The sequence below is a fragment of the Rhodococcus sp. 21391 genome (assembly GCF_016772255.1).
Classification (GTDB): Bacteria; Actinomycetota; Actinomycetes; order Mycobacteriales; family Mycobacteriaceae; genus Rhodococcus_F; species Rhodococcus_F opacus.
In genome coordinates this window covers 211,306-229,265 of sequence record NZ_CP063782.1, presented here as the reverse complement: position 1 = coordinate 229,265, position 17,960 = coordinate 211,306, and the positions used below count along the sequence as shown (strand labels likewise).

At 68.0% G+C, this 17,960-nt stretch carries 16 protein-coding genes and 3 pseudogenes; 7 read left to right on the top strand and 12 right to left on the bottom strand.

Going from position 1 to position 17,960, the window contains the following annotated elements:
- Window positions 1-44: 44 nt before the first annotated feature.
- The 8 genes and pseudogenes from GO592_RS35760 to GO592_RS35725 form a co-directional block, all read right to left on the bottom strand.
- Window positions 45-1,091, bottom strand: a complete 1,047-nt coding sequence (locus GO592_RS35760) for a YncE family protein (protein ID WP_029537904.1) — start codon at window positions 1,089-1,091, stop codon at window positions 45-47.
- A 50-nt stretch (window positions 1,092-1,141) separates the two neighbouring features.
- Window positions 1,142-2,088 (bottom strand): annotated as a pseudogene (locus GO592_RS35755) (DUF1259 domain-containing protein).
- Between the two features lie 703 nt (window positions 2,089-2,791).
- Complete coding sequence (locus tag GO592_RS35750) at window positions 2,792-3,373, bottom strand: AAA family ATPase (protein WP_011599462.1); 582 nt, start codon at window positions 3,371-3,373, stop codon at window positions 2,792-2,794.
- Window positions 3,370-3,744 carry a TA system antitoxin ParD family protein gene (locus GO592_RS35745; RefSeq protein WP_016880473.1) on the bottom strand — a complete coding sequence of 125 codons (375 nt, stop codon included), beginning with the start codon at window positions 3,742-3,744 and terminating at the stop codon, window positions 3,370-3,372. The genes GO592_RS35750 and GO592_RS35745 overlap by 4 nt, the downstream gene beginning before the upstream one ends.
- Window positions 3,745-3,897: 153 nt before the next feature.
- Window positions 3,898-4,170 (bottom strand): hypothetical protein, encoded by a 273-nt coding sequence (locus tag GO592_RS35740; protein ID WP_011599464.1) that lies wholly within the window; start codon window positions 4,168-4,170, stop codon window positions 3,898-3,900.
- 282 nt (window positions 4,171-4,452) lie between these two features.
- Window positions 4,453-5,133: a hypothetical protein gene (locus GO592_RS35735; protein WP_202715268.1), complete on the bottom strand. Its 681-nt coding sequence runs from the start codon at window positions 5,131-5,133 to the stop codon at window positions 4,453-4,455.
- Between the two features lie 313 nt (window positions 5,134-5,446).
- A pseudogene (locus GO592_RS35730) lies at window positions 5,447-6,382 on the bottom strand (diguanylate cyclase domain-containing protein); the annotation flags it as partial.
- Window position 6,383: 1 nt separating this feature from the next.
- Window positions 6,384-6,749, bottom strand: a pseudogene (locus GO592_RS35725) (phosphatidylserine/phosphatidylglycerophosphate/cardiolipin synthase family protein); the annotation flags it as partial.
- Window positions 6,750-7,130: 381 nt separating this feature from the next.
- Here GO592_RS35725 and GO592_RS35720 point away from each other — a divergent pair.
- Both GO592_RS35720 and GO592_RS35715 read left to right on the top strand, forming a co-directional pair.
- On the top strand, window positions 7,131-9,146 hold the full coding sequence (locus GO592_RS35720; protein WP_039952403.1) for a cutinase family protein: 2,016 nt from the start codon (window positions 7,131-7,133) through the stop codon (window positions 9,144-9,146).
- A 577-nt stretch (window positions 9,147-9,723) separates the two neighbouring features.
- Window positions 9,724-10,065: a hypothetical protein gene (locus GO592_RS35715; RefSeq protein WP_237720553.1), complete on the top strand. Its 342-nt coding sequence runs from the start codon at window positions 9,724-9,726 to the stop codon at window positions 10,063-10,065.
- Between the two features lie 504 nt (window positions 10,066-10,569).
- Here the strand turns inward: GO592_RS35715 and GO592_RS35710 are convergent.
- The 3 genes from GO592_RS35710 to GO592_RS35700 form a co-directional block, all read right to left on the bottom strand.
- Complete coding sequence (locus GO592_RS35710) at window positions 10,570-11,064, bottom strand: hypothetical protein (protein ID WP_007299560.1); 495 nt, start codon at window positions 11,062-11,064, stop codon at window positions 10,570-10,572.
- A 187-nt stretch (window positions 11,065-11,251) separates the two neighbouring features.
- Window positions 11,252-11,491 carry a hypothetical protein gene (locus tag GO592_RS35705; protein WP_007299561.1) on the bottom strand — a complete coding sequence of 80 codons (240 nt, stop codon included), beginning with the start codon at window positions 11,489-11,491 and terminating at the stop codon, window positions 11,252-11,254.
- Window positions 11,492-11,875: 384 nt separating this feature from the next.
- Window positions 11,876-12,823, bottom strand: a complete 948-nt coding sequence (locus GO592_RS35700) for a phospholipase D family protein (protein WP_007299562.1) — start codon at window positions 12,821-12,823, stop codon at window positions 11,876-11,878.
- A 984-nt stretch (window positions 12,824-13,807) separates the two neighbouring features.
- Here GO592_RS35700 and GO592_RS46725 point away from each other — a divergent pair.
- The gene (locus GO592_RS46725; RefSeq protein ID WP_007299565.1) at window positions 13,808-14,026 is read left to right on the top strand and encodes a hypothetical protein; all 219 of its coding nucleotides are present in this window, start codon (window positions 13,808-13,810) and stop codon (window positions 14,024-14,026) included.
- A 284-nt stretch (window positions 14,027-14,310) separates the two neighbouring features.
- Here the strand turns inward: GO592_RS46725 and GO592_RS35685 are convergent, their stop codons facing one another.
- Window positions 14,311-15,072: a phosphoadenosine phosphosulfate reductase domain-containing protein gene (locus GO592_RS35685; protein ID WP_007299566.1), complete on the bottom strand. Its 762-nt coding sequence runs from the start codon at window positions 15,070-15,072 to the stop codon at window positions 14,311-14,313.
- Window positions 15,073-15,128: 56 nt separating this feature from the next.
- On the opposite strand from GO592_RS35685, the gene GO592_RS35680 reads away from it, so the two are divergent.
- From GO592_RS35680 to GO592_RS35665, 4 genes are all read left to right on the top strand, one after another.
- Window positions 15,129-15,779, top strand: a complete 651-nt coding sequence (locus GO592_RS35680) for a hypothetical protein (RefSeq protein ID WP_007299567.1) — start codon at window positions 15,129-15,131, stop codon at window positions 15,777-15,779.
- A gap of 133 nt (window positions 15,780-15,912) precedes the next feature.
- A complete protein-coding gene (locus tag GO592_RS35675; RefSeq protein WP_007299568.1) occupies window positions 15,913-16,347 on the top strand; it encodes a hypothetical protein in 435 nt (144 codons plus the stop codon).
- Complete coding sequence (locus tag GO592_RS35670; RefSeq protein WP_007299569.1) at window positions 16,344-17,195, top strand: RAMP superfamily CRISPR-associated protein; 852 nt, start codon at window positions 16,344-16,346, stop codon at window positions 17,193-17,195. The genes GO592_RS35675 and GO592_RS35670 overlap by 4 nt, the downstream gene beginning before the upstream one ends.
- Complete coding sequence (locus GO592_RS35665) at window positions 17,192-17,929, top strand: hypothetical protein (protein ID WP_007299570.1); 738 nt, start codon at window positions 17,192-17,194, stop codon at window positions 17,927-17,929. The genes GO592_RS35670 and GO592_RS35665 overlap by 4 nt, the downstream gene beginning before the upstream one ends.
- The last annotated feature ends 31 nt before the right edge of the window (window positions 17,930-17,960 follow it).

Sequence of the window (17,960 nt, the reverse complement as noted above, 5' to 3'; positions counted from 1 at the left end):
GTGGTGTGCACGTCTGCGTCGTGATCACTCACGGTGGTGTGGGATCAGGGATTCGGAGCCTGTTCGAGGAGGGCGGGACGGCCGCCGGTTCCGTCGGGAATCGGGTAGTAGGTGTGGTGGGTGTTCGGGTCGAGTACCGCGACGTGTGCGCCGTCGGCGAGGTGACCGGATCCGAGTTCGGTGAGGTGTCCGCCCTGTTGGTCGAGCACTGTGACGGTGCCGCTCTCGGAGGCAACGTAAAGGCGTTGCGCTCCTTGGTCGTAGGCGAGGACATCGGGGTGTTTGCCGACGTCGATGGTGCCGGCGGTCTGCCAGGTCGCCAGGTCGACGGTGAGCAGGGTGGCATTGTCCTCGCAGGCGACGAACGCCAGCCGCGCCTGCGGGTCGAGGGCGAGGCCGTGGCCGCCGCGGCAGCCGGGCAACGGGAGCCGGCGAATGACGGTCAGAGCCTGTGGGTCGATGGCGGCGAGATCGCCCTTCCCTTGCACGGCGACCAGCATCTGGTCGGCGACCGGGTCGTAGGCGACGTTGCCGACGTCGCCGCCGAGGTCGACGGTGCCGCGTACCTGGGCGGTGACTGCGTCGATGACCGTTTCCGAGCCGCCGGATTCGTTGGTGGTCCACACCGCGCCGCGTTTCGGGTCATGGGCGATCCCGTCCGGATAATCACCGGTGGGGGCCTGCCCGAGCACGGCGGCGGTGTCTTCGTCGAGGATGACCAGCCGGTTGTCGCCGGTGGCGGTGACGTAGACCCGGCGCAGTTCGGGAACGACTAGGACACCGTGCGCCTGGGACAGGTTCGGGATCGTCCGCACGACCTGCCGGGTGTGGACGTCGACTTCGATGACCTCGCTGGCGCCGAGGTGGGCAATGAACAACAGTCCCCGATCAGAGTCGAGACTTCCGTAGTCGAAGCGTGAATTGTCGCCGGGGAGGGCAATTTCCGCGACCGGCTGCAGCGGCAGCGACCCATCCTCCGGCGGTGACGATCCGGACGAGCACGCGCCGACCCACATCGCCCCGATCATCAGCGCGGGCACCAGGTGCCGTGCTGCTCGGGCGCCGCGGCCGGTCATGGGCATCGTTCCCATTGTCGTCTCCTCGCCGTTCATCGCCTGCGTTGTCGAGCGCCGAGGCCCGGTCAGTTCCCGGCTGTGATGTTGGTGGTGTCGACGGCGATCCGCAGGGTGGCGGCGAGGGCGGGGGCGTCGCCGACGGCCCAGAAGTGCAGGTAGAACAGGCCCGGTTGTTCGTCGAGGGAGTGGTTGTGGACCTCGACGACGTCGATGCCGCCGGCGCGGAGCGCCTCGATCACGTTCTGCACCTCGGGTGCGGTCATCACGATGTCCCCGTTGACTGCGGCCCGGCCGCCGCCGACCGGTTGGAAGTTCAGTGCGGTGGTGACGCCGAAGGTGGGCGGCAGCAGATGGCCGTTGTCCTCGATGGTGTCGCGGCGGCCGATGGTGAGTTTGTAGATGCCGCCGTCCGCGGTGCCGTGCCGTCCGAGGGCGGTGTCGAGGTCGACCGGCGGCTGCTGGGCCGGGGGCGGGGTCGGCGGGGCGATGGCGGTGACGTCGAGTGCGGCCCGGATCCCGCGGGCGAGGTCGGCCGGATCGCCCATGGCGTGGACGCGGGTCCACCACACCGGCGGGGTCTGTTCGAGCGGGCGATTGTGGATGGCGGTCTGGGCGATGCCGTGTGCCTCCAGCGCGTCGGTGACCTGGGGGAGCTCGTCCTCGGTGACGACCAGGTCGCCCATCACCAATGTGTCGTCGTCGTACCAGGCGAAGGCGACGTAGCCGCCGAGCGACAGACCCGGCTTCACGGTCACCCCGCGGGTAACCACGGTCAGGTCCGTGGGCAGCGCGACCCGGCCCACGCCGCCTTGTCGCCGAGCTTGCCGGTGCGGCCGAGGATGGTGGACACCGAGGAGCAGTACGCGTCGGTGGTCTGCCCCGGCGTCTGCTCCGCCGGGGTCGTCGGACCGTCCGCGGAAGTGGTGGTGTCACCGCACGAGATCACCGCGAATGCCAGCGCGGTGACCAGGAGCAGGGATCGAAGGGCCGTGACCTGCGCAATCCGAGACATCGGTGCACCTTCTTCTGCTGTCGTCGGACCTCGCCGGGAGATCCACATCAACGGTATCCAATTGCGGACGTTCGGGTATCCGAGCAGCTCGGTGAGCGCGAATTAGGTGTGTGAGGAGGAGCGTTCGCCGATGCGGCAGTACGCGATGACCGGATGGTCGGCGGTGATGCGGCGCGGGCCATCACGACCAGCTCGCGATCTGGTGAACCTGCCCCGCGAGAGGCGATTACGCCGGGCCCTTTGCCTCGTTTCTCGCGGCAGGCGTGCCGCGCCAGCTCTCGGCTATTTCGGGCTCGGAACATCTCGTCGAGCATTCGGATCTCGATGGGGGTGGGGAACCGGAGGCGTTTTGCGGCGACGTACACCCAGCGCTCCTGCCGGGTGTGGCCCGAGTCGGTCGGGGAGGGCGTCCAGGTGGGCGAGGAGTTCGTTGTCGAGCGCGACGTCGATCCGGGCGGTCAGCGCGTCGGGCCTCGTGTCATGCAGTGCGGGATGGTACGCAGGTCGACGCCAGGTCGTCGCCGCGACACATTCTATCGGAACAACCCCACCGTCCATCCGGCGTTGGCTTCCAACCGGTGTCCTGTTTGACGGATCGTCAAACAGGACAGGCCGATACGGTGTGACGTGGCGGGGTCGGCCACCGGCATCGTGGGTATTGCGCGCTTCTCATTGACGTTGCCTGGTGCGGCACTGGCCGAGGCTAGCTGTCCGCGCGCAGTGCCGTCGGGGTCCAGGACGGCCAGGTCGGGTCGTCGATCGGGTTGCCGTTGGTGAAGCTTGCGACTAGGCGGAACGGGTGGGCTGTGGTGGTGTTGTCGTATACGTAGGCTTGGTCGGCGGCGGCGATCGCGGCCCGCAGTAGACTCCACAACCGCCCAAACCGCGCCCGGATCTTCTCCTCGGGCACATGGTGACCTCCGTTCGCTACACGGTCGACCACGCGCGCGACGGCCAACTCCTCCGGGATCAGGACCACGTGCAAGGTCAAGTGGAATCCTGCCTGGTGGGCGTCGCGGAGCAGGTCGAGTTTCGACTCGTGGGAGAACACGGTCTCGGTGACGAACGATCGGCGTTGGGCGATCCGCTGTGCTCGTTGTTCGGCGGCGAGGGAGGCCGCTTCGTAGGCGTGGGTTGCCGCCTCGTGCGGCCAGCGTGCGGCGGCGATGACGTCTGCGTTGACGAAGTCCAGGTGCGTGACGGGACCGAGTATGTGTTCGTAGAACGTGGTCTTGCCGGCACCGTTCGGTCCGGCGATGGCGTGCAGGACGGGATCGGGGCTCAAGCGTCGGCCGGCCCGCCGTCTTGGGCGGGGTGCCGAACGATGTTCCCGTGTTGGTCCAGCTCGACGTAGGAACGGCCGGAGTGGGCGAACTGTTCTGCCAGGTTCAGTCCTTCTCGGCGCTCGGTGATGCGCTCGGTCCATTCGGCGCGGACGACCGCCTGTTCGCGGTCGGTGAGCTCGTCGTAGTCGCGTCGGCCGTCCAGCACGTCGGCGACGTCGCGGTAGGAAACGCTGTGGGAGGCCTCCAGTTCGCGGCCGATCCGCGCCCAGTGCGCGATCTGTTGCGCGGCGCTGCGACTCATCCGTCCACCGACCAGTTTCGCCGATGCGTAGAGCTCGTTGTCGATTCGAGTCGGGGATGTAGCTGCCATGTCGTGCACCTTCCTCTCGACACCACTGTAGCAGTCTGCAACAGCCCAGGTGGGTGTGGTGCTGTGGGTCACTTCCGAAGCGTTTCCGAGCAGGTCTGCTGCGGGCATTTTCCTGCTATCGGCGAGTGGATCGGTCGGCACCGGCAGCGGCGGTCATGGGCGTTCTTGCAACCGTGCGGTGTGCCGCTTCGCCACGTCGAGGTCGGCGTCGGCGATTCCGAGTGTGTCCTGGGCGGCGCGGAGGGCGTCGACGGCGCTCTCCAACGCTTCCGGTGCGGTGGTCGGGTCGCCGAGTTCGTTCACGTCGAGCGTGTGCGCGTCGAGGGCTGCGTAGGTGCGCTCGAGGTCGAGGAGGGTACGGCGTAGGGCGTGCAGCGCATCCCGGACCTTGGTGACCTGCTCGTCGAGGTCGACGGGGGTGCTCACACGATCACGTCCATGTCGGCGGGGATATCCAGCTGCTCGTGCACGGCGGTGGATTGGTCGAGGTCGGTCATGCGATCACTCCGTCTGTTGTGAATCACTTGGGCAGGTCGTGGAGGCGGTCCGCTCGAGAGCACTCGGGTAAGGGCCGAGGTCGTGGTGTGGCACGCTCTGCCTGGCAAAGGCTCAGATTGATGGGGTTGCAATACCCGGCCCGGTGCGCGGCGCCATCGATCGTGCGCCGAAAAGCTCCGCGACCGTAACCGCAACGAGAGGATAGCTACGCTAGCTGGCATCGCGGTTGGCTGCTCGTTCGACGTTTCGTTTGAGTACGGCCAACATCCGTGCCTGCATGATCCAGACCACCGGGGGAAAGAGCCAGTAGAAGACGAAACGCCCGAGCCAGCGAGGGCGGAAGGCTTGGTAACCGGCGATCACCAGACGGGTGCGCCCGCCGGGCAACTCGTTCAACAGGAAGCCCCAGAGTCCTTCGGTGTAGGCCGACGGCCGTGGTTGCTGGGGATCGAGAAGGCGGCCTCGAAGATCGCTCAACCCGCGCAGTCCCAGGAACCGATTCGGTTCCAGCGCTGCGACCTCCCAGGCGTCCACGGGGCCGTGGCGGCGTGTCCAGTACTTCACGTAGTCGCCGAGGGCGAGGTCCTGCCACTCGGGGTGGACTCTGTGGGCACTGGGGCGACCGGCGTTGTCCAGGTGGTCCCAGGAGTACCATCCCCCACGATCGCCGCCCAGCTGTACCAGCCACGGCCAGACCTGATCTGGCGGGGCGTCGATCGTGACGGCCATCGCCCCGCCTCTGTCACCGTCGGGAACCAGGTCGGCACCGGGATACGGCCCGGCGACTTCCTCCTCCGTCGCGCCCCAGCGCACGAGCCGAGGGCGTACCCAGGCTCCGTAGAGGACAGCTGCTGTCCCGGCGGCACCGACGATCGTGCGTCCGAACGTCATACGACAAGCATTAGAGGCCTTGCACCGCCTCGCAAGGGACCAACGTCACGGGGTTGTGCGGCCCCCTTCGGGGGCCCGGCCGCAGTCCGACAGGAAGTGGGGACACGAGCGGCGTAGATCGGTGCTGCTGGGGTGGGCGAGCGGCGGGAATCGCACGTGTCCGGGCATGCGGTACGCAGTGTTCCCTCGGCGCCGGTGGTGTCCGGTCAGGGATCCGCTGACGCGACAGCGGCCGGGGCCGGGGATTCCGACACGTTCGGGACAATCACCCGCCGCCACGACGTTGAGAACCTGCAGGGTGCGGCTGTTCGGGTCAGGGGGCGAGGGCGTAGCCGCTGCCGGTGGCTTTGGCGTGGTACATGGCGGCGTCTGCGCGTCGGATGAGCGTCTGCCGGGTTTCCTGCGGTCCGGCGAGTGCGATACCGACGCTGGCGGTGAACCGAAGTTCGCGCCCGACCGAATCGGCCCCGACTTGTAGTTCGGTGATCCGGGTGGCGGTGGCGATGGTCTCCTCGACCGAGGTGGTCTGGGGACACACGATGAGGAATTCGTCGCCCCCGATCCGGGCCACGGTGTCGGCGGGCCGCACCACCGACTGCAGTTGTTCGGCCAACAGGATGAGGGCGTCATCCCCGACGGCGTGACCGAGCCGGTCGTTGAGGCTTTTGAACTCGTCGACGTCGATCAGCAACGCCGCGACCCGGTATTGGCTCCCGCGTGCCGCGTCCAGGGCGGCGTCGATCTGCTGATGCACCAGGGCACGGTTCGGTAGCCCGGTCAGCGGGTCGTGCAGGCTTTGATATCGCAGTGCCTCCTCTGCCTCAATGCGCCGGATCGCCGCGGTCAGCACCGCGGTCACCGAGCGCAGGAACGTCAGCTCCCGGTCGGCGTATTCGCGGGGGCGGGCACTGTGTGCGGTCAGCACACCCCACACCGGCTCGGCGCCGATGGGAACGCAGACCCCGGACCGTAACCCCCGGGCGTTCATGGCTTCGGTGGAGAACCGGTGCTCCCCGTACCGGTCGGGGCAGGTGATGATCTCGTCGACGGCGGCCGCGTAGCCGGGTTGGGACTCGGTACCGGGGGTGAAGGTTTCAGGGGCGGGTGGTTGACCACGGTAGGCGAGTACCCGCAATGCGCCGCCCGGCTTGTCGGCCCGGGCCACCGAGGCGCAGTTGACCCCCATCAACGCGGCGGCGTCCGCCGCGGCGGCGAGCACGTGCTCGAGGTCGCCGTCGACGGCGAGTTGGCGAGGCGATGATGTCGGGATCGTCGGTGATGACCACAGCGTCGTCGGCGAAGGCGGAGTTCTCAGATGCGTTCGCCGACCCGATCACCGCGCGCCGACTGGTAACGATCACCTTGGCGCGCAGGGTCGGCGACGACAGCACCCGCACCCCCTTGGTCACGTAGTAGGCGAGGGCGGCGGGGGAGGTGGCGTGCGCCCGGATCGCGGCCTTGGAGGCGTTGACGACCAACAGGTCACCGGCGCGCAGCGGAAGCAGCTCGGGTGCGTCCTGGCCGAGGTAGCCGATCGCGGCGTGGCGGGCGCCCCGGGTGCGGATGGCGCGGGTGATGTGTGGCCACGGGCTCGGCCCGTGGAAGGTGGTCCCCATACCGACAGACGGTAATCGGGCGCCGGGCCCGGGTGGCGACGGTCCCTGGCTATGCCACGACCGTCGCTGTCTGCGCGGGCTCGTCTTGGACCTGATCTCAGGGGCAGTCTTATCCGGAGTTCAGCTCCGGACAGCATCGCTATCGCAGCTAGCCTGTCTCGCACCGCTACGGGAGTGTGCGGTGGGGTCGGGGTGCAGGCGACGTGCGAATGAGGGTGGGGAGAAGAAGTTATCCACATACCCCGTTGAATTCCGCTGCCGACTTCGTTCACCGTATGCACCTCACCTCACTGGTGCGCTTTGGGGGAGGCTGCGCGTGGCATCCCGGAATCCGCACCAGTGGGTGAGCGTCAGAGCTCGCCGGCGACAGATGAGGTGCCCATGCCCGCAAGATATTCGAGAGCCCGCAGCCTGGTGGCTCTCGTTGCGTGCGCGACCGTCGCCGGCAGCGTCGCGGTGACCGCCCCCGCGCTCGCGCACGCCGACCCCACCGGCTGCGCGGCGACGTTCAATCTGCTGATCCCCGGGACCTGGGAAACCAGCGAGCACGCCGACCCCAATCATCCGGTCGGGATCCTCGCACCGGTCGCCGAGGCCATCACCGCCGCCCACGGTGACCGGGCGAAGGTCCACACCCTCCCGTATATGGCCCGCGCGTTCGACAACGGACACACATACGCCGACAGCAAACTCGACGCCCTCACCAAGGCCACGGCGGTCCTCACCGACGTGGCGAGCACGTGCACGAACACGAAGTTCACGATCACCGGCTATTCCCAGGGCGCCGACGCCGCAGGCGATCTTGCCTCTCGGATCGGTAACGACCACGGCCCGGTCCCCGCCGACCGGGTCCTGGCCGTCGGGCTGCTCGCCGACCCCGGCGCCGGCACCCAGGGGGCGGCGACTGTGGGTCCTCGCACCTCCGGTCAGGGCATCGCCGATCCGCGCCCGCAGGGTATGGGCACGCTCTCGGGCCGGGTTGCCTCGATCTGCGATCCCGGGGACCTGTACTGCTCGATCCGCAAGGGCGACAACCCTCTCCTGGGCTCGCTCGGGTCGATTCTGAGCAAGACCCCCAGCACGCATGGCGACACCAGCGCGGATGGCGATACCAGCGCAAATGGTGGAAACAGGAACACCGGTGGCGATGCCCGGCTGGCCACCGCGCTGACCTCGGATTTCTCCGGTGCCGACCTGCCCGCGCTGGGACGCACTGTCGCCACCCTCGGACAGCAGCTCTCCGAGCCGAACGTCGACGTTCGTGGCGTGGCGGCGACGGCCTCGTCCATCGCCACGGCGCTCGCCCCGATCGCTGATCTGATCGACTCCGGGACTGCTCACGCCGCCACCGAGCAGCTTGCCGCCGCCCAGGTGGGTAGCCCCGAACACAGCGCCTCCGAGGTCCTCTCGAAGGCCAGGGCATCCGACCTGACCGCGGCGCTGAACACGGTGACGACGATCGCCGACACCGCACGGAAACTGGCCGATTCGGGGACTACGACCGTCGCCGGGGCATCGGCGGACGCGGCACAGCTGTCGACGGCGGCCACCCCCCTCGGCGGTCAGGTCGCCCCGCTGACATCGGTTCCAGCCGATGCACTGTCGACGGCCTCGACCGTGCTGTCGGTACTCAAACCGGCCACAGTCGTCGATCAGATCCTCAATGTCGTCACCGGGGTGACCGCGCTCGACATATCGGGAATCCTGAACAACCTCACGGTGTTACCGCAGAAGGTCGCAGCCCTCGACGCCCACGGTGCGCACCAGGTGGCAGGGGAGCTGAACAACCAGTTCGCACCGTTGGTGAAGATGGCCGCCGCCGTGGATCTGCGCTGGGTCTCCCAGGTGCTCTCGGTCATCCCCGATCCCACCGGCTACACCCAGATCGCCGCACTCGTGGCATCGATCCTCGGAGGCGTCGACGTCATCCGGCTCGCCACCCTGGTCGGGCAGATCCAGGACATCGCCTGGACCGCGATCGAGAAACTACTCCCGCCCCCCGGACAGGCACCCGACCCCCTCGGGGCCGCGGCCACGATGACCGGCCTCGTCCCCGTCGGCCTCGACCTGGCCTCGGTAGCGGTGAACATGCTCTCCGGCAAAGCCTCCAAGACCCCACCGGAACTACTCGGCAAGCTGTCAAACGCGGCCACCAACATCAGCGCCCAGACACAGAACGTCGATCTGCCGGCGCTGACCGGCTCGCTGACGACCATGGCCCAATCGCAGGGCGCCGAGGACCTGACCGCCCTGGTCGGCGAAGGCCTGAAGGCCGCGAGCTTTTTCACCTCCGGTGCCCACACCAACTACAGCGCCCTGGTCGTCGACAACGCGGGGCGCAACGCCATCACCTGGCTGTCGGACTGGCTGAATATTCAGATCGGACGGTCCGTATGACCTCCCGCGCCCACAATGTAGGTTCTCAATCTCGGCTGCACATGTCTCAGCGCGAGCTGCACTTCGATTGCACTCGGCGCGCCGAGATTGAGACTCCGCAGGTCAGGATTCTTTGTTACTCACGGCCGCGCACCGCGCCGACGAAGAAGTGCAGCGAAGTTGAGACGGACGGCGGTGCAATCGCCATCAGACAACGTCGTTCCCACTGGTCACGGGCCGACCAGGTGAAGCCAGGCGTGAGTCCCTACAGCGTCCCCGCCCAAACAGGAGCACCGAAAAATTGGCCCCTCACGTCCACCGCCGCACATCCTGCTGGGTGACCTGCCCGCACTGCGACAAACGCACCTACTTCACCCGCAGGGATGCCCGCGCCGCCCGCACCCACCACGAAAGGCGCCGCGGCCTGTCGATCTATTCCTGCCCACCAAGATCAGGACAGGGACGGCTTCCACGTCGAGCTTCGGCCAATCGGGTTGGGCCGCGGGAGTATCGATCGCGGCACCCTCGCCGAGAACCAGCGAGGAACACAACCACTGTCCGAAGCCAGGTTCACAGTGCGGGGTACGTGGTGACCCTGATGAACACCACGGGATCACCGACTACCCCGATCCCACTCGCCCCCGGTGACCGAATCCGCTTCGGTATCGAACCCCGCCGCCCCTACACCGTCCGCGCACTCTCGGAGAACTTCGTCGTCTGCACCCGCCACCGCGACTTCGCAACCCAAGGTGAGTTCGTCTCCACGGTCATCGACTGGCGCAGCGGCATCCGCGGCCCGGTCACCGTGATCGGACACAGCATGGACGTGAGCACCGATCAGCAGTGCCGCGATCTCCTCGACGATCTCGAAGCCGGTCGGTGGGAAATCAGCCACCGCAACCGTGTCCCGCTCGACATCCTCGACCGGGGTGAAGCATGAGAGACCCCACGCCCCGAGGTGCCTTCTCACGGCACTGATGCTGCTCATCGCAGCCGCGGTGGGCCTGCTGTGGCCGGAGGCCATCCTGTCCTCGTTCGACCATCCGCCACTACCGATTCCACCCGTGAGCAGAGGCGACTATGGGGGCGGACCTGGTGGCAGGGGATGGCCAGCTGCAGATTCATCACCGTGACGGAAGCGCCGAGCAGGTACCGGTGCCTGTGTACTTCGATGCCGACGGTGGGTGCCGCGGACAGTGGGCATCGCCATCACCCGTGCGAGAACACGGTTCGCTAGCGTAGCTCTGCTAGCTATCAGCGCTACGCTAGCAAACCGTAAAATTCTTGGCTTGATCGTCGGCGAGACCACCCGAGGCCTGGGTTGCGGTCCACCGACTCGGCCGAGCCCCTTCGGGGGCGGGGCGGTGAACCGGGAGCTTCCGACAATCGGAGATCGTCACCGGCGGCGAGGGCGTTCCGTTCGTCGAACCGGGCTCCGAACCCGTCATCGACGGGCACCGGACCCGAACGCGGTGGTGGGGAAGGGGCTGGGACCGAGCGTGAGGGTGACCGAGGTGGGGTGGAGTCCGACCTGTGGCCACCCGGTGGTGAGGGTCAGCGATCCGGTGGTCGGGTAGGTGCCGATCCAGTACTGCGGCGTGGTCCGATACGGCCCGCATCCCTCCTGGCCGGAATCGGGGATCGGGTGGAACGGGTCGGCGAACCCGTCGAGGTCGTCGGCGCCGACGCGCACGGCCAGATAGGACCACTGCGCCGACCAGTCACCGGGGTCGGTCAGGGCCCGGGTTTCGTAGCGCGCGAAGTCGGCGCGGACACCGGTGACGCACAGCGTGAACCGCAGCAGCAACCCGGACGCAAACGCGGTCGCCGCGGACAGCTCGAGGGCGAGGTCATGCTCCGCCGCGATCGGCATGCCCGCATGCACGACGATCCCTCCGATGGTGGGCGGCGCGAGGGCCGGCCAACGATGGCGGCGCATGCTTCATCGTCGCATCACCCGGCCCCACCATGCCTGTGAATCTCCTGAGTCCCACTCCCAGAAAGTGATTTGAGGCCACAACCTGCAGGCCGGTAACGCAGATCGGGTGCACATCCACCACAAGCGTGCTGCCGCCCGGGGTGCGGATCTGTCCGCTCCAGGCAGCGGACGGGGCATGCCGGCCGGATCAGAGGGCGGCGGTGACCAGACCGGCAACGCCGACGACCGCGACGAGCGCGAAAAGAGCCAACGGGAAGGACCCGAGGACGGTGCACACCAGGGTCGTCAGCACGGCCAAACCGATGATCACGGCGATACCCGCTTCCCAGGACTCGAGCAGCGCCACGTCGGTCGGCGCGGGCTCGCCGCGACCGGCGGCGCGGGAGGGCTGTGTGGTGTGTAGATGCGGGCCGGGGACGGCGGTCACGGGGGTGCGGATCCTTTCTGGGCGTGACGGGTTCGTGCGGGTTGATGTCACCGCGTGCAGAGAATTTAGCACTCCCCACGATGGAGTGCTAATGCATTGTTGTGTCGGCATGATTCGGTGAAAACCGCGGGCGACTGCACATGATTGGGGGTGTTGACCGGAGTGCGGAGCCGTCTCTCTGCTCGGGCACGGGTCGACCGCGAACGACGGGTCGACCCCGAATGGTGAGGACGGTTTACCCTGTCGGCGGAGCGGCAGCACCGCACGGGGATCGCTCGAGCGGCGAGCAGCACTGTCGTGGTTTCCAGCGCCGTCTAGCAATTCCCCTTTTGGGTTCGGCGGTTCCGGCGCAGCCGAGTCCTCCCGTCGAGGTGTTGCTGATGGTCAGAGATCCCACAACGCGAGCAGGTCGGTCCGGAGACCGGGGGAGCGGACGAAGTGATCCGCCCGCAACCGTGAGCCACGGTGCCCGAGATCGGTAAGCGCCCTCTCGGCATCGGAGAGGGGAAGCGGGGTCAGGTCGGTGCGGATCCGCAGAAAGTACAGCACCGCACCACCGGACCGCGGGATCTTCATCGGGTCGGACACCACGACGGCCGGCGGGTACACCCACCCGTCGTCGACGGAGACGAAAACGACCACGTCGCCGCGCCGGACAGCGCTGGGTTTGTCGAGGCGGAGCGATTCGAGCTGGTACTTCACCGCCGGCCCCGCCGTGGCCGGTTGCCGCGACCGGTGCTCGTCGAGCACATGCTGTTCGGTGAGACTGGGTTCGTAGTCGACGGCATGTTTGAGAAACATCCGGGTGACCGGGCCGGGCAGAAACTCGGCGTCTGGGTCGCGGATTCGACCGGTCACCCCGGGCAATGGGACGGCGCGGCCGATCTCCCACCCCCGGGTCGCGTCGTCGATAAATACCTCATCGACCTCGGTGATCTCGTCGAGGCCGTCGATGAACTTCCGCACCGAGGCGATGATGTCGGGGTCGTCGGTGATGACCACAGCGTCGTCGGCGAAGGCAGAGTTCTCGGAGGCATTCGCCGAACCGATCACCGCTCGACGGTTGGTGACGATCACCTTCGCGTGCAGGGTCGGCGACGACAGCACCCGCACCCCCTTGTTCACGTAGTAGGCGAGGGCGGCGGGGGAGGTGGCATGCGCCCGGATCGCAGCCTTGGACGCGTTGACGACCAACAAGTCACCGGCGCGCAGGGGAAGCAGCTCGGGTGCGTCCTGGCCGAGGTAGGCGATCGCCGCATGGCGGGCGCCGCGGGTGCCGATCGCGCGGGTGATGTGTGGCCACGGGCTCGGCCCGTGGAAGGTGGTCCCCATACCAACTGACGGTAGCGGCCCGTACGTGAGTGGGTGCGCCATCATCATGTCAGTGGCGGAGCCTGATGCTGGGCAGGATCTTTCGGTATAGTTTCGGGCATCCGGCGCGGTGACGCCGGCGGTACGCACGGCAACGTTGTTGATGGTTTGGTCGCCAGAGGACGCACGTTCGCCGTGGCACCCACCAGGTGTGGGTCCGAGCGTGGCAGATGGTTACTAAGGCCCGTCTGCCACGCTTCGTCGTATCCACGGGGCGCAATCGGAGTCGGGAGGCGACGGGTGGCATACAGCATCAGTCCCGACACCAGGGACACTCGCCTGGACCCCGAGGCCGGCATCAGCACCACCCCGGCGGCCAAGCCCGCCGGCTACCGCACGGCAGCAAATTACGAGGACCGTGCCGCCGACCGCGACGGGGCCCGGGAACTGGACCGGATGGTCGAGGACGCCGAATTCACCCGCGCCCGCAAGGACCTGGAGCGAGCCTTCCCCCGGACCACGGTGCCGGAGGTGTCCGAGCGGAAACGCCGGGAGCTGCCGATCCCGGATTCGATTCGCCAGCCACCGAGTTCGCGGCAACGCAAGGCCCGGTCGGTGAACAAGAACCGGGCGCAAACCCAGCTTCCGAAGGTCGGGTACACCGCGGTGCAGAACCTGATCACCGACCCCGACCGGTGGGACGAGGTCGGGGGCGCGCTCTCACGCGGGCGGGGCGATGCCCAGCAGTTGGACGAGAAGATGCGCTCCCAGGTCCAGCGTGTCGATCGCCGCGATTCAGACCGCGGAACGGTTCAACGACCGCGGCCACATCCTCTACGCCGCAGTCCGCCTCCCACACAGCGCACCGCAGGAGGCGGTGAACCTGCCGTCGACGCGGTTCGAGGTGATCTCCTCCGGCCGGGGACGTTACCGCCGCCCGGATGGATCGATCGGCGAGCAGATGATCGTGCAACTGAAAGACATCACCGACGAGAAGGGGTTGTGATGGGACTGTTCACCGACGGCAAGGGCCGCCCCGAGCTGATCATGCACCCGGACATCAAGCTGGGACGCGCACATTACCGGCCTGTCGACGACGAGCCCGAGCCGGAGGAGACGCCGAAGCAGCGCGCCCGCCGCGAGCTGAAAATGCGCCTGAGCGCCGAGAAACGGGCACGAGAGAAGAAAGAAAAGACCGGAGACACCAATCCCCAGCAGGGGTGACGCCTCCGGCTCATCCTGTGCAACCGCAGTAAACGAGACACTACCTCAGGTAGCACAGCAGTGACGGGACCCGGGGACCTCATGGATCGGCTGTCGCGGGCGACGTCACCGACGCGCTGGGCGGTCACCCCGGCCGAGGCGCTCGATCATCTCGGTTCCCACTCTGGTTCACCAGCGCGGCATGCCCGGGTGAAACCATCGGCGGCGCAGTCACGTACGAGGGCGGCACCGTCCGTGGCCGACGTACTCCGGCGTCACCGACGTTGTTCGCGGTGATGCAGCCGTCAGGTCATCTGCCGAATGCGAGGCAGGGTGTCGGCAATCTGCTCGAAGAGGGTGGGCCAGCCGCGCCGAAGCCAGGTCAGCCGGCCGCGGTCGAGGTGCCCGCCGTCGATCAGGTGCGAGAGCCGGTGCTGGTGTTCGGGCACGCCGAGTTCGCGGAGTCGGGTGTAGACGGGGTTGACGGGTAGTCGATGTCGGGCGATGTGCGCCCAGACGTCGGTGGTGGCCCAGTTCCAGATCGGCCCGAACGCGGTGGTGCCGTCCGCGCGGACGATGACCCCGTCGCGCAGACCCTTGCGGGTGTAGAGCAGGCGGCGGGCGGTCGATTCGTCGGCCCGCACACCCCACAACTCACCCGGCCCGAGGAGTTGATGCGCGCGGCGGGCGGGTTCGGTGATCAGCACCTGGTGCAGATCCACGACCGCGGCGGCGGTCGCGTGGTGGTCCCACAACCCGGAGTCGGCGAGAACGTCGAGCAGCGGCGGATCAGTGCGGATACGGTGCAGATCCAGCCCCCAAGTATGGGCGAGTTCGGTGAGGTAGTCGTAGGTTTCGGGGTAATCGAGACCGGAATCGAAGAACACCACCGGCACATCCGGATCGACCCGGCGGGCCAGGTCGAGAACGACGAGCGAGTCTTTGCCGCCGGAGAACGCGACGTACCCGTCATGCGCGGTCAGGTGCGCCTCGATCCGCGTGAGGATGGTGTCGATGGCGGCCGGACCGGCCTTCGCCGACGGCGCCCGCAGGCCACGGAGCATCATCAGGTCCAGGCCTGGGCCGGCTGCATCCACCACACCTGGCAGGTTACGGTGCCGCCATGACCCTCGCCGCCGACACCGATGTCGTCTGGGCCGCCTACACCGCCGCCGCCGGGCCCGTCGACGCGGCAACGCCCGACGACCGAACGACGGGGTGCGCGCGCTGCGGCCACACCACACCGGTCATGTTCCCGGTCGGGCAGGTGATCTCCCGGCGGTTCACCGGCTTCGAGTCCTGGACGAATCTGGCCGCCCGGAAACTGTGCCAGGTGTGTGCGTGGGCATACCGGGCCCGGACGTTGCGTGTCGCCGCGCATATCGTCACCCGTGATCCCGCCACACTGAGGCCGGCAACCCCAGCACTGCTACACCAGGTGCTCTCCACAAAGATCGGCGCGGACACCGCGGTGATCGTGCCGCTGCGGCCCGGCCGCAAACACCTGATACCCGATGCCATCTGGGGCGCCGTCACGGTCGACGACAGCCGGCTGACCTGGCAGGACCACGACGCCGCTCGGCTGGCGGTGATGTGCCGACTCCGAGGCCACGGCTTCACCGAAACCATGCTCCGCGACAACGCCCCCACCTACTCCGTGGTGCACCGCCTCCCGGCCGACCAGTGGCCACAGGTCTTCGACGACTGGAACCTGTTGGCGCCGTGGCGGCACGCGGACCCGTGGTGGGAAGTCGGCCTCCGCGCCACCCGATAGCACCAGGACACTCCGGCGCCGTGACCTCGCCAAACCATCAGCCGATGAATGTCGTCGGACCGTTGCGGCGGCGAACCGATGAGCTCTCGACTCGAGAAAACCGTCGCTTTTCTCTAGCATTGCGGTGATGACTATGTCGGGGGAGAACGCACTGTCAGTGACCGACCGCTGGCTGGCCGCGGTTCCACAACTACCCGGGCTGACCGATCCCGCCGCGCAGGTGGCGGAGCGGTTGGTGTTGTTGCTGCACTACGGGATCGACTGGTCCGACCGCAACTGGGTGGCCGCCCGCCGCGGCGACTACTGGGACACCCTGCTGCCCACCCGGGTGCGGTTGGCCACCTACAACAGCATCAACCTGCACCAGTGGTGGACTGCCTCGGCCGCCCGGCTCGGCTCCGCCCCGCGCACCGACGAACAACGGTCCGAACTGGCCATGCTGCTCACGAGCGAGGCGCGGCCGGTGCTGCAGGTGATGCGCGATCAAACCACCGCGTTGACGTTGCGGACCCGGATCGTGGCCGACGCGGTCCGAGCCGCTCGCACCGAGCACGGGTTGGCGTCGTGACCGTGTCGCGTGTGTGGGAGATCGAGATGACCGCCCGATCGCCGATCTCGCACCGCGGGGAGCTGATCGGCACTACCGCGATCGGCCGGCGCATGAAAATCCTGCAACCGGACGGGTCCGTGGAGCTGGTCCCGGTCATCTCCGGCAACTCCTTCCGCGGCGTACTGCGCCGGATCGGTGAAGAACTGCTGCGCGACGTCCTGGGCTACGAGGGCCAGCTGCCGCTGGCGGTCGCGCACACCCTCCGCAACGGCGGAGCGATCGTGAAAACTCAGGCGGAGCCGATCACCGGCCGCCGCCTGCACCAACTGCGGGAGCTGGTCCCGCAGCTGAGCGTGTTCGGCGGCGCCGTCGGCGCCGCCCCGATCGATGGCTGCCTGCGGGTCGGGCATGTGGTGCCGATCGTCACCGAGGCCACCCCGATCCTGCGCCGCGAGCATCCGGGCCCGTTGCCGTCCCGGTTCGACATCGAGGCCCTCGAGTCCTACTCACACCTCGACGATGTGACCGTCGGCCATGCCGGCACCACCGTCGACCCCGACACCAAGACGGGTGGGTCGGGGTCGCCGGTGATGCGATATGACATCGAAACGCTCGCGCCGGGCACCAGGTTCGAGTCGTGGGTGCAACTGGTCCGCGGCTCCGACCTCGACCACGCCTTCACCGCCGACGTCCTCGCCGAGTTCACCCGCACCGGCTGGCTCGGTGGGCGGACCGGGATCGGCCACGGCCAGATCGCCACCACCCTCGACCCAACTCCTAATGGTGCGCCGGTGGTCGATTGGCGGGAGATCGTCGCCGCACGGCGTGATGAGGCCCTTCACATGCTGCTCTCGCTCCCGGCATGACCCTGCACACCGCTGCGGGGATGGTGCCGGTGGTCATCCGAGCGAGAATGGCCGCCGGTGTTGCGCATGCGGTGCCGTGGGGGATCAGCCTCGATGGGCTCCTCGCCTCGGAGATCCGCGAGAACACGAAGGCCGTGGCCCGGGCGGCCGGAACCGACTACGAGCCGTACAGTCTCGAAATCGTGCCGGAGGACCTCGACCTGCCGCTGGCCCGCTGCCCGGGCGACGGCGGCGACGGGTGGCATTGGGCGGCGACATTCGCCTACCCGGAGGACGAGGTCCCGGGCCCGCACGTGCAGTACTGGTCCGCCCGCCCCGACCAACAGGCACTCGACCAGATGTCCGCGGAGTTGCCGGCGTTGGTGTCCGAACGACAGGGTCGCTACCGCTCCCGCGTCATGCCGCTGCCGCTCACGGTCTGCCGGCACCTGGTCTGGCGGGCCGTCGGTCACCCGGCCGCGGTCGCCGAGCTGCTCGCACCCATCGTCTCGATCGGGAAGAAACGCGGCGCCGGACACGGCCACATCCTGTCCTGGGAGATCACCGAACACCCGGCCTCCGTTCCGTGGGAGTTCGCGCACCTGCACCCCGACGGCAGCCTCGGCCGCACCGCGCCCGCGACCTGCCTGCACGGCCGCGGCGACCTGCGAACGGGTGGGGAGGGACGGATGGGTTTGCGGCCGCCCTACATGCACCCCTCCCGTCGCACACCGGTGCTGCTCCCAGCGACCTGACCAACTTCCGGGAAAGAAATGGGGCCCCGAC